The sequence below is a fragment of the Streptomyces griseus genome (assembly GCF_900460065.1).
In the GTDB taxonomy this organism is placed as follows: Bacteria; Actinomycetota; Actinomycetes; order Streptomycetales; family Streptomycetaceae; genus Streptomyces; species Streptomyces griseus.
In genome coordinates, this window is sequence record NZ_UAVD01000045.1 from 40,821 (window position 1) to 52,249 (window position 11,429).

11 protein-coding genes and 1 pseudogene are annotated in these 11,429 nt (G+C 73.3%); 6 read left to right on the plus strand and 6 right to left on the minus strand.

Annotated features, from left to right (window positions below):
• The first annotated feature begins 21 nt into the window (after nt 1–21).
• Together DTB53_RS30900 and DTB53_RS30905 are read left to right on the plus strand one after the other, a co-directional pair.
• Nucleotides 22–1,224, plus strand: coding sequence for an ABC transporter ATP-binding protein (locus tag DTB53_RS30900; protein WP_012379006.1), 1,203 nt, complete (start codon nt 22–24; stop codon nt 1,222–1,224).
• Nucleotides 1,221–2,069, plus strand: a complete 849-nt coding sequence (locus DTB53_RS30905) for an ABC transporter permease subunit (RefSeq protein WP_012379007.1) — start codon at nt 1,221–1,223, stop codon at nt 2,067–2,069. The genes DTB53_RS30900 and DTB53_RS30905 overlap by 4 nt, the downstream gene beginning before the upstream one ends.
• A 30-nt stretch (nt 2,070–2,099) precedes the next feature.
• Here the strand turns inward: DTB53_RS30905 and DTB53_RS30910 are convergent, their stop codons facing one another.
• Nucleotides 2,100–2,429: an Rv1322 family protein gene (locus DTB53_RS30910; RefSeq protein ID WP_003966232.1), complete on the minus strand. Its 330-nt coding sequence runs from the start codon at nt 2,427–2,429 to the stop codon at nt 2,100–2,102.
• A 211-nt stretch (nt 2,430–2,640) separates the two neighbouring features.
• Here DTB53_RS30910 and DTB53_RS30915 point away from each other — a divergent pair, with 211 nt between their 5' ends.
• Entirely contained in the window at nt 2,641–3,690 is a 1,050-nt protein-coding gene (locus tag DTB53_RS30915) for an LLM class flavin-dependent oxidoreductase (protein ID WP_012379008.1), read from the plus strand.
• Between the two features lie 131 nt (nt 3,691–3,821).
• Here DTB53_RS30915 and DTB53_RS30920 read toward each other — a convergent pair whose 3' ends face one another.
• Nucleotides 3,822–4,214: an SCO5389 family protein gene (locus tag DTB53_RS30920; protein WP_003966234.1), complete on the minus strand. Its 393-nt coding sequence runs from the start codon at nt 4,212–4,214 to the stop codon at nt 3,822–3,824.
• A gap of 275 nt (nt 4,215–4,489) precedes the next feature.
• On the opposite strand from DTB53_RS30920, the gene nucS reads away from it, so the two are divergent.
• A complete protein-coding gene (gene nucS / locus DTB53_RS30925) occupies nt 4,490–5,161 on the plus strand; it encodes an endonuclease NucS (RefSeq protein ID WP_003966235.1) in 672 nt (223 codons plus the stop codon).
• Nucleotides 5,162–5,253: 92 nt separating this feature from the next.
• Here the strand turns inward: nucS and DTB53_RS30930 are convergent, their stop codons facing one another.
• The 4 genes from DTB53_RS30930 to DTB53_RS30945 all read right to left on the minus strand — a co-directional run bounded on the left by DTB53_RS30930 (nt 5,254) and on the right by DTB53_RS30945 (nt 10,324).
• Nucleotides 5,254–7,773, minus strand: a complete 2,520-nt coding sequence (locus DTB53_RS30930) for an ATP-binding protein (protein ID WP_012379009.1) — start codon at nt 7,771–7,773, stop codon at nt 5,254–5,256.
• Nucleotides 7,774–8,070: 297 nt separating this feature from the next.
• Entirely contained in the window at nt 8,071–8,394 is a 324-nt protein-coding gene (locus DTB53_RS30935) for an STAS domain-containing protein (protein WP_003966237.1), read from the minus strand.
• Between the two features lie 290 nt (nt 8,395–8,684).
• Entirely contained in the window at nt 8,685–9,533 is an 849-nt protein-coding gene (locus DTB53_RS30940) for a 3-hydroxyacyl-CoA dehydrogenase family protein (protein WP_012379010.1), read from the minus strand.
• 149 nt (nt 9,534–9,682) lie between these two features.
• Nucleotides 9,683–10,324, minus strand: coding sequence for a TetR/AcrR family transcriptional regulator (locus DTB53_RS30945; RefSeq protein WP_003966239.1), 642 nt, complete (start codon nt 10,322–10,324; stop codon nt 9,683–9,685).
• Nucleotides 10,325–10,414: 90 nt separating this feature from the next.
• Between DTB53_RS30945 and DTB53_RS30950 the strand changes: the two genes are divergently transcribed.
• Nucleotides 10,415–11,197 carry an ABC transporter ATP-binding protein gene (locus DTB53_RS30950; RefSeq protein WP_012379011.1) on the plus strand — a complete coding sequence of 261 codons (783 nt, stop codon included), beginning with the start codon at nt 10,415–10,417 and terminating at the stop codon, nt 11,195–11,197.
• A 7-nt stretch (nt 11,198–11,204) separates the two neighbouring features.
• Nucleotides 11,205–11,429, plus strand: a pseudogene (locus tag DTB53_RS30955) (ABC transporter permease); the annotation flags it as partial.

Consider the following 11,429-nt stretch of genomic DNA (forward strand, 5'->3'; position numbering starts at 1 on the left):
GTGAGTCGATGGGGCTGGAGCATGATCGAGGCAGTCGGCCTGACCAAGCGCTACGGCGCGAAGACGGCCGTGGACGACCTTTCCTTCCAGGTGCGGCCGGGGGCGGTCACCGGGTTCCTCGGTCCCAACGGGTCGGGCAAGTCCACGACCATGCGCATGATCCTCGGCCTGGACCGCCCCACCGCGGGTCACGTCACGATCGGCGGCCACCCCTACCGCGACCTCCCCAACGCCCCGCGCCAGGTGGGCGCGCTGCTGGACGCCAAGGGCGTGCACGGCGGACGCAGCGCCCGCAACCACCTGCTGTCCCTGGCCCAGCTCGCCGGCATCCCGGCCGCCCGGGTCGACGAGGTGCTGGGCGTCGTCGGCCTCCAGGACGTCGCCAAGCAGCGTTCCAGGGGCTTCTCGCTCGGCATGGGCCAGCGGCTCGGGATCGCGGCGGCGCTGCTCGGTGATCCGCAGGTGCTGCTGTTCGACGAGCCGGTCAACGGTCTCGACCCGGAGGGCATCCACTGGGTCCGCAATCTGATGAAGATGCTGGCCGCCGAGGGCCGTACGGTCTTCGTCTCGTCGCACCTGATGAGCGAGATGGCCCTCACCGCCGACCACCTGATCGTGATCGGGCGCGGCCGGCTGCTCTCCGACATGAGCGTCACCGACTTCATCTCCGCGAACTCCGCCGACTTCGCCCGGGTCCGGGTGCCGGACGACGGCCCCGGGGAGCGGCGGAAGCTGACGGCCTCGCTCATCGAGGCGGGCGGCCGGGTCATGACGGAGCCCGGCGGGGCGCTGCGGGTCACCGGGCTGCCGCTGCCGAGGATCAGCGACCTGGCCCACGGCTGCGGCGTACGGCTCTGGGAGCTGTCGCCGCACCAGGCGTCGCTGGAGGAGGCGTACATGCGCCTCACCCAGGGCCTGGTGGACTACCGCTCGACGGACGACGCCAAGGCGGGGCTCGTGGAACCGCTCCCCCAGGACCCGTACGGGAGCGCCGACGGCTTCGCCTCGCCCGAGCCGGTGGAGGTGCCGCAGGAGGGCTGGTACGCCCCGCCACCGCCCGTTCCGGGCCGGGCCCCCGCTGCCGCGCCCGCCCCTTCCCCGGCCGCCACCGCCGGGCCCGCCCCGGCCGCCGACGCGGTGGTCGGGCCCTCCTCGGCCGCCGCGGTGGCCGAGCCCTCTTCCGCCGCCGCGGCCGGAGAGCAGACGAGCAAGGACCTCCGATGACGACGCCGGCCACCCCCCGCCACCAGCAGGGACCGGACGCCGGCCTGCTGGGCTCCTACGAGTCGCCGATCCCGATCCGGCCCGCCACCCTCGGGGACGCGGTCGCCTCGGAGTGGACCAAGATCCGCTCCGTGCGCGCGACGGTCTGGACGCTCGGCGTGATGGTCGCGCTGATGCTGACGGTCGGGCTGGGCACCGCGCTGCTGCTCGCCGCGGACAGCAGCGGCGGCATGCCGGACGAGCCGGTCCTGGCCCTGGGCTTCTTCGGGGTGCTGCTGGGCTCGATCTGCGTGATCACGCTCGGGGTGCTGACCATCGGCTCCGAGTACGGCACCGGCATGATCCGTACGACGCTGACGGCGTGCCCGAGCCGGGGCCGGGTGCTCGCGGCGAAGGCGATCGTCTTCGCCGCGCTGGCCTTCGCCGTCACGACGGTGACCGCCGCGGTCGTGGCGGCGCTCCAGACCCTGATCCTGGGCGGTGCTCCCGCGTCGGCCGACGACTGGCTGCGCGGCACGGTCGGGGTCGGGCTCTACCTCGCCGCCCTCGGTCTGCTGTCGCTCGGGGTCGGCGCGATCGTGCGGCACTCGGCGGGCGCGATCACCATCATGATCGGCGTGGTGCTGCTGCCCCTGGTCCTCGCGCTGTTCATGTTCGCCGACCGGCTGCGGGGCGTTCAGCGCTTCCTGATCGAGTACTCGATCCCCAACCAGATCGGCGCGCTGTACGGCACGACGATGACGGAGAGCGGCCCGTCCGGCTGGGAGCCGCTGCTGCTGATGCTGGTCCTGGCGGCCGCGGTGCTGGGCGGGGCGGTCGCGATACTGAACCGGCGCGACGTCTGAGGGACCGCGCCGGCCGTGCGGCCGGTCGCCTCAGTGGCGCGGAGCGTTCCGGGACCGCTGCACCCTGGTGGTGCGGCGGTCCTTCGCGTTCCAGCAGGCCTTGTGCCAGTGCCGGCGGTCGTCGATGCCGCCGAACTCGGGCCAGGTCACCAGGTGCGGGACTCCGGAGGGGATCTCCTGGTCGCAGCCGGGGCAGCGGTACCGCTTGCCCTGGGCGCTCGCGCCGCTGACCGGGCGCACTGACCACTCCTCGCCCTGCCAGCTCTCGGTGGCCCCTCCCCCGCCGTACCTGCCGGGCGCCGGGCCGGGGTGCTCGTCGGGACTCTCGCCGCCACGGGGGCGGTTACGGCGCGGGGACACGGGACACCTCACGGGGCGGATCGGACACGTTTCGTCCCAGCGTAGAGGCTGCCGTCGGGGGCGGCGGCCGGGCTGTCCGGCGGCCCTGTCCGGCAGTGGGGTGAGTTAGCGGAAAATCGCAACAACTTCTTCCGGGACCGTGCCTTTGGCACGTGTCAGACGTTGTTGCCGGTGGGGGAGAAACGCGTCGGCCGCAAGGAGGCAATAGGCGATGCGCATCGGAACGTTCGTTCTGGCAGCCCAGTTCCCTGGACAGGGACCGGGTGAGGCCCTGCACCGGGCCGTCCGGTCCACCGAGGCCGCGGAGGAGAGCGGCCTCGACTCGGTCTGGCTGGCCGAGCACCACTTCGTGCCGTACGGGGTCTGCCCGTCCGCGACCACCCTGGCGGCGCTCCTGCTGGGCCGCACCCGCAGAATCCGGGTCGGCACCGCGGTCAGCGTGCTGCCCAACCACCACCCGGTCGCGCTCGCCGAGCAGGCCGCGCTGCTCCATCTGACCAGCGGCGGGCGCTTCTCGCTGGGGGTCGGGCGGGGTGGCCCCTGGGTGGACCTGGAGGTCTTCGGCGGCGGTCTCGACGCGTACGAGAACGGCTTCCCCGAGGCGCTCGGCCTGGTGCTCGACTGGCTGCGGGAGCCGTGCGTCGCGGGGCGCGGCGAGCGGTTCGGCTTCCGTGAGGTGGCGGTGGTGCCGCGCGCCGACGAGTTGCTGGAGGGCCCGGCGGACCCGGGAGAGGGTGGAGCGGGACCCGAGGTCGTCGTGGCGTGCACCTCGCCGAAAAGCGTGCGGCTCGCGGCCCGGCGGGCGCTGCCGATGCTGCTGGGCATGCACTGCGGGGACGAGGAGAAGGCGGAGATGGTCGCCCTGTGGCGTACGGCCGCCCGGGAGGCCGGCCATCCGCCCGAGGTGGTGGAGGGGGCCGCTCATGTGTCCGCCGGGGTGGCCCAGATCGGGGACGGCGCCGGGGAGGCCACGGAGATGCTGGTGAAGTCGATGCCCGGCTGGCTGCGCCAGGGGCTCGACGCCCATGTCACGGTCGACGGCCGGCAGCGCGTGATGCGGGACCCGGTCGCGTACACGGAACTGCTGTGCGGGCTGCATCCGGTGGGCCCGCCGCGGCTGGCGGCCGACCGGCTGGCCGCCACCGCCGAACGGACCGGGATCACGCGCTTCGCCCTCCTGGTGGAGGGGTCGGGCGATCTCGCGGCGACGGAGGAGAACGTCCGGCGGCTGGGCGCCGACGTGCTGCCGCTGCTCGTCTGACCTGCCGGTGGCGGTGGCCGCTCGGCGCCGTCCGCCGGCCGGGGTCGGTGGGACAAGTGGTGCGGTGGTGCGGGAGCTGCCGCCCCGGAGCCAGTTGCACCTCCCGCGGCCCGGGACGGCAGCAGAAGCGTTCAGCAGTCCCGGAGTTCGGGCGACTGGTTGAGCAACTGGCCCCTCACCGAGGTGAACTTGGCCAGTCGGTCGTCGACCGAGGCGTCCAGCGGGAACACCGCGACGCGGTGGCAGTTCTGGAATGCGATGCGCACTCCGAAGTGCCGCTGGAGCGCGCCGCGTATCGCATCACTCGCGAGCGCGCGCAGCAGCTGACCACGTGCCTGCTCGTCCGGCGGCGGCGTCTGGTTGTCGGCGAACTGTCCGCCGTCGACCTTCAGCTGAGCCACCAGCGAGCTGATCATCTCCCATGCGAAGGGCAGGGAGGTCCGGACGCAGTCGACGAAGTCGGCTTCGTCGACCTCGCCTCGCTCGGCCTGTTCCAACAGCGCCGGTGAGACGTCGAGCGACATGGGTTCTCCTCTCGCGACCCCGGGCGATGGCCGGGGCCCTACGGGCAGGGAAGGGGGGCGGCGACGACGCAGCGTGCACGGACGGCGACCTCCTGCTTACACGGTAAGCGCGCGGTCGGGGCCGCACCAGGAGATTGGGAACACAACCGGCCAATAACGAAGGGGCGCAAAGAGGGGCAAGCCCGCATCGGCGCCTCGCGGTGTGCACCGAGTGACGGGGGGCGGCGGGTGGGGAAATCGCGTCGAGCCCCCGTCGTCGAGTAGCGTTGCCGACCATGCGTCTCGTCATCGCCCGTTGCTCCGTGGACTACGCGGGCCGGCTCACAGCCCACCTGCCCTCCGCCCCCCGACTGATCCTGGTGAAGGCGGACGGAAGCGTCTCCATCCACGCCGACGACCGGGCGTACAAACCGCTCAACTGGATGTCCCCGCCGTGCACCCTGAAGGAGGGCGCCGACGGTGAGGCAGGCGTCTGGACCGTGGTGAACAAGGCGGGCGAAAAACTGATCATCACCATGGAGGAAGTCCTCCACGACTCGTCGTACGAGCTGGGCGTCGACCCCGGTCTCATCAAGGACGGGGTGGAAGCGCACCTCCAGGAGCTGCTCGCGGACCGGATCGAGATCCTCGGCGAGGGGCACACCCTGATCCGCCGCGAATACCCCACCGCCATCGGGCCGGTGGACATCCTCTGCCGGGACGCGAACGGGCAGACGGTGGCCGTGGAGCTGAAGCGGCGCGGTGACATCGACGGCGTGGAGCAGCTGACGCGCTATCTGGAGCTGCTGAACCGCGACCCGCACCTCGCGCCGGTCCGGGGCGTCTTCGCCGCCCAGGAGATCAAGCCGCAGGCCCGGGTGCTGGCGACGGACCGCGGCATCGGCTGCCTGGTCCTGGACTACGACGCCATGCGGGGCATCGAGGACGACAAGCTGCGGCTGTTCTGACCGTCGGGCACATCCGACCACCGGCGTCGAGGAGGGCCGGGTGGTTCACGCGGAAGCGTGAACCACCCGGCCCTTCTCCGTCCCGCCGTTGCTCAGACGGCCGTTTCGGTGTCCGCGACGGGATCCGGGACGCTCGCCGACTCGACGGGGTCGCCGACCGGTTCCACCGGGCCGCTGGCGGAGGAGGAGCCCTCCGGCGGCCCCGGGGGCTCCTCGGTGGGCGTCTCGGTCGGCGGGGTCGTCGGCGTCTCGGTGGGCGGGGTCGTCGGCGGGGTGGTGGGCGGCGTCGTCGGCGGCTTGGTGGGCCCGGTGGGCCCGCCGCTCGGCGTCGGGTCGCTCGGGGAGCTGCTCCCGTCGTCGGTCGGGCCGTCCGTTCCCGGCGTCGCACCGGTCGACGTGGAGGAGCTCGGGGACGGGGAGCCGGAGGTGCTCGGGCTCGCCGACTCCGAGGCGCTCGGGGTCGCGGACGCCTCGCCGCCGGAGGTCTCCCCGGCCGGGACGGAGCCGTCCTCGGACTCCTGGGGCGGTACGCCGTCGTCGGTCGGGTCCTCGGTGGCCGTCTGCTCGGTGGTGACGTTGCGGCTGCCCGGCTCGTCGCCGTCGCCCGCGGTGACGCCGAGGGTGACGACGGTGCCGAGCACCGCGACCAGCACGGCGCCCGCGCCCGCGGCGGCCAGGTTGCGCCGGGCGCCGCCCAGGACGGCCCGGCCCGTCCCCTTGCGCGCGGCGGGGCCGGGCGGCAGCGGGGCGACAACCGTGGGCGCCTCCCCGGCCGGCTGCCGCAGGAACACCGGGGCGCCCGGGAAGCCGCCGGGCGGTGTGCCCGGACCCTCCTGGCGCACCATGGGCACCTCGTCGCCCGACGCGGTGCGGCCGAGGGGGGCGAAGTCGCCGGAGCGGTCCGCGACCAGGGCGAGCGCGCGGCGTCCGGCCACGGCACCGGACCTGTCGGCGAGGGCGCCGCGCATCCCGATCGAGGTCTCCAGCTCGGTCCTGGCCCGGTCCGGATTGCCGGTGCAGAGCGCGAGGACACCCAACTCGTGGTGGAAGTAGGCCTCCTCGGCGACCTCGCCGGCGATCCTGGCGGCCTCCTGGCCGATCCTGAGGGCCCGCTCCCAGGCTCCCCAGCCCAGCCCCGCCGCGAAGGCCGGGGAGGCGCTGCGGGCCAGCAGGACGGCCGCGCTGGCCGCTCCCGCCTCGTCGCCCGGGACCAGCCGTGCCAGCGAGGCGACGATCGCGTCCGACTCGGCGACGGCCCGTTCCGGGGTGACCGAGGGGTGCGAGGCCCACCAGGCGTAGTGCTGGGCGGCGGTACGGGCGTGGGCGGCGGCGTCGTCCTCGTAACCGGCCGCCGCGAGCTGGGCGAGGACTCCGGCGGCGAGGCGGTAGCGGGGGCCGGCCGGGGAGAGCAGGCCGCAGCCCGCGAGCTCGCCGAGCGCGGCGTCCGCGTGGGTGTCGCCCACGAGGGCCGGCAGATGGGCCTGGTGGGGCACCTCGCCGCCGAGGGCGACGGCGAAGCGCAGGGTGGCGCGGGCCGCCTCGCTGAGCCGGGAGGCGAGCAGCACGGCGGGCGCGGCGCCCTCGCCGAGGCTCGGCAGCGGGACGTCGAGGGCTTCGGCGGCGGGCACCGCGGGGGCCGGCGGCGCGTCGTCCGCGCGTGGCTCGAAGTAGTCGTACTCGTCGAAGGCTTCGGGGCCGGCGCGCAGCCGGTCGCGCTGCACGAGGAGCGATCCGGCCTGGACGAAGCGGAGCGGCAGGCCCTCGGACTCGAACCAGAGGTCGCCCGCCCAGTTCCGCTCCTCCTCCGTGAGGGGGCGCTCGACGACCTTCTCCAGCAGGGCCAGCGAGGCGCCGCGGCCGAGTCCGGCGAGGAGTACCTCCTCGAGGTGGGCCTCGGCCACGGGGGTGGTGGTGTCGGGGGTGGCGGCGAGCAGGAAGGCGCACTCGGGGGTGGCGGCGAGCAGCTCGTCGAGGGCCGCGCCGCCGATCTCCAGGTCGTCGATGGTGACGACGGCGCCGATGGACCGGACGAGCGCGAGCAGTTCGTCGCGGTCGGGGCGGTGGCTCGGGGCCTTGTGGACGGTGTCGAAGAGGGCGTGCAGCAGATCGGCGCCGGTGCGGCCCCGGCCGTTGAGCCGGACGACTCCGTCGGGGGCCAGCTCCGCGCAGTCCGCGGCGACGGCGTCGAGCAGCGCGGTGCGGCCGGACCCGGCCTGGCCGGTGAGGCGGACGCTGCGCCCGCGCGCCAGCAGGCGGACCAGGCGTTCGCGCTCCTCCTCGCGTTCCAGGAGCGGCAGTTGCGGGGCGGGCGGTCCCGCGGGCACCGGGGGCGCTCCGGCGCGTTCGTGGTCGGCGCGTTCGGCGGGGGTGCGGCGCACCGGGGCGTCGGGTTCCGAGCCGGGCGGGCAGGCCTCGACCTCGCTGCCGTCGACGGGGTTGACCGTGAGCAGCAGGTCGCCGACGGTCAGCTGGACGACGCGGACCTGCTGCGGTGTACCGGGGCCGAAGTCGGCGCCGCCGGACTCGCGGGACGGCCGGCGCTGGCCGGGCTCGCCGCCGGAGCGGTCGTGGCCCTGTCCGTACTCATCGGGTGCCCGGTGTGTCGGGTCCATCGCAAAGTCCCCCAGACGCGTCGTGCGCGGTTGCCCCTCCCGGCCTCACACGCGCCTCGCTGTCGCTTCCGGTCCGGTGTCCGCCCATGGGTTCGTTGTCATTCGGCGGACGGCCGAACCCTAGACCTTGGCACAGTATTCACGAACCGCCGGGGTGCCGGGCCGTCCATGACGTCACGTTCCGGTGAGGATTGCGTGACTTCTTCCGCCGGGTGCGGTCCGTCCGGCCCTCCGGGCCCCGGCGGACGGCGCCCCGCCCCGTCCGGATCGCCCGGCGGGCCGCCGCGCGCTCGCCCGTCAGACGCGCGGCAGCGACTCCGCGGCGATGCCGCCCTCGATGGCCAGGATGCGGTGCAGCCGGGTGGCCACCAGGAGGCGCTGCATCTGCGGTGGCACGCCGCGCAGCACGAGGCGGCGTCCGGCCCGTCCCGCCCGGCGGTGGGCTCCCATGATGACGCCGAGTCCGGTGGCGTCCCAGGAGTCCAGCTCGGTCAGGTCCAGCACGAGGTCGCCGACTCCGTCGTCCACGGCCGAGTGCAGGACCGTACGGGCGTCCGCCGCGCTTCGGACGTCGAGGCGGCCCCCGACGACCAGCTCGGCGTGGTCGCCCCTGATGTGCATATGCGCTCCCCGGTCATGCTCCGTAGAAGGTCCGTCTGTCTGCTCTGCCGTCGGCTGCCCGTTCCGCCGCCGGCCCTGTCGTGGGCCCCGCCTCCGCCACGCGGGGCCCTGTCCCCTGCCACCACTGACTGTCCCGACGACAGGGAAGTTGCCGTCTGTAAGCGAACCGATATCGAATTCACTCGGTGGAGTGACTCCGGTTCGGCGAGGATCACCACCCGCCGGGTAGGATCCCCCGGCTTCCGCGGCCCGGACGGTGGCGGTCCGGCGGGCCGGGGAGCCGGGTCCGGTCAGTACGTGTAGAAGCCCTGCCCGCTCTTGCGCCCGATGTCACCTGCGTCGACCATCCGGCGCATCAGCTCCGGGGCGGCGAACTTCTCGTCCTGCGACTCGGTGTAGATGTTGCCGGTGGCGTGCAGGAGGATGTCGACGCCGGTCAGGTCCGCGGTGGCGAGGGGCCCCATGGCGTGGCCGAAGCCCAGCTTGCAGGCGATGTCGATGTCCTCGGCCGAGGCGACGCCCGACTCGTACAGCTTGGCGGCCTCGACGACGAGCGCCGAGATCAGCCGGGTGGTGACGAAGCCCGCCACGTCGCGGTTGACGACGATGCAGGTCTTGCCGACCGACTCGGCGAACTCCCGGGCGGTGGCGAGGGTTTCGTCACTGGTCTTGTAGCCGCGCACCAGCTCGCAGAGCTGCATCATCGGGACCGGCGAGAAGAAGTGCACGCCGACGACGCGCTCCGGACGCTCCGTCACGGCCGCGATCTTGGTGATCGGGATGGCGGAGGTGTTGGACGCCAGGACCGTGTGCTCGCCGACGACCTTGTCCAGGGTCCGGAAGATCTCGTGCTTGACTTCCAGCTTCTCGAAGACGGCCTCCACGACGACGTCCGCGTCGGCGACGGCGTCGAGGTCGGTGGTGGTGGTGATGCGGCCGAGCGCGGCCTCGGCGTCGGCCGCGTCCAGCTTGCCCTTGGAGACGAACTTGTCGTACGAGGCCTTGATGCCGTCCCGGCCCCGGGTCAGCGCGGCGTCGGTGACGTCCCGCAGCACGACGTCCCAGCCCGCCTGGGCGGAGACCTGCGCGATCCCGGATCCCATGAGTCCGGCCCCGATGACGGCGAGCTTCCTGGCCACGTTCGCACCCCTTGGTTTCTGTTCGCCCGTGCGCAATTGTTCACGGCGGTTCACATGCTCTCCGGCGGAGGTTAGTACCCGTCGGGCGCGCTGGGGCGGTGAAGAGATGCGCGTCACGTCTCAGATGACGGACATCACACCGGGACGCGTCATTCGGCTCCGCGCCGCGCGTAGTTGAGGACCCGGTCGCCGAGCAGCCCCTCGATGTCGTCGAGGACGCCGAGGGCGTCGTGGGAGACCTCGACGGCCTTGCGGCCCTTCATCATCTCCTGGCTGACGTAGCCGACGAGGGCGTGCTCGATCCAGGCGATCTGGCCGCCGACGAGGAGCGGCAGCGGGTCGTCCTCGCTCGCGCCGGTGTCCTCGCGGAGGGTGGCGACGACGGTCTGGAGCACCTCCTGCTGGAGGTACCAGAGGCGGGCCTTGAGGGTGGGGGCGTCCTCGATGACGCGCATGAAGTCGGCGAAGCCGTCCATCAGCCCGAACTCCGGGGAGACGGCGACGACGGCGGCGCGCACCTCGCGCAGGACGGCCTCGGCGGCCGACTCGCCCGGGTCGCGGGCGCGGACGTAGCGGGCGACGCGCTGGGTGACGTGCTTCATCCGGTCGAGGAAGAGGTCCTCCTTGGCCGGGAAGTAGTTGTAGACGGTGTTGACGGAGACGTCGGCCAGTTCGGCGATCTCGGCGACGGTCACCGTGACGAAGCCGTGCTGGAGGAACAGCCCGGTCGCCATGTCCGAGATGCGCTGCTTGGCCTGGCGCTTCTTGCGTTCCCTGAGTCCCTCAGCCATGCCTCCATCGTAGGACGCGCCAAACGATCATGGTGTCGCTGAATTATTGGAGTCATTGCAATTTTGGGCGTGCTCTGTTTTTCTGGCCCCATGACCGTCATCAGCACCTCCGGGCTGGCCCGGACCTTCACGACGCCGAGCGGCCCGGTGGAAGCCGTCCGCTCCATCGACCTGACCATCCACCCCGGGGAGATCGTCGGCCTCCTGGGCCCCAACGGCGCGGGCAAGACGACCACGCTGCGCATGCTCACGACGCTCCTCGCCCCGACCGGCGGCGCCGCCACCGTGGCCGGCCACGACCTGCTCACCGATCCCGCGGCCGTCCGGGCGGTCTGCGGGTACGTCGCCCAGTCCGGCGGCGTCGACCCGCATCTGACCGTCCGGGAGGAGCTCGTCACCCAGGGCAGGCTGTACCGGCTGAGCCGGACGGAGGCCGCCGCGCGCGCCGGGGAACTGGCCGAACGGCTCGGCCTGGACGGGCTGCTCGACCGGAAGGCGGCGACCCTCTCCGGAGGGCAGCGGCGGCGGCTCGACATCGCCATGGGCCTCACCCACCGGCCGGCCGTGCTCTTCCTGGACGAGCCCACCACCGGCCTGGACCCGGGCAGCCGGGCCGACCTGTGGGAGCTGGTGCGGAGCCTGCGCGACGAGTCCGGCACCACCGTCGTCCTGACCACGCACTACCTCGACGAGGCCGACGCGCTGGCGGACCGGCTGATCCTCGTCGACGGCGGCACGGTGGTCGCGGAGGGGACCCCGGCCGAGCTGAAGACCCGGTACGCCGGCTCCCCCGACGCCTCCCTCCAGGACGCGTTCCTGGCCGCCACCGGCCGTCCCGTCACCCCCGCCGACGCCGCCCCCGCAGCCGTATAGGACCCCCGTGATCTTCCACGACACCGCGATCGTCTTCGGGCGGTACGCCCGGCAGACCCTGCGCTCCCGCTTCCAGATCTTCTTCGGGATGCTGATGCCGCTGCTCTACCTCCTCTTCTTCGGTCCGCTGCTGCGGGACCTGCCGCTCGGCTCCCCCGCCGGCTCCTGGCAGATCCTGGTACCCGGCCTGCTCCTCCAACTCAGCCTGTTCGGAGCGTCCTTCGCCGGTTTC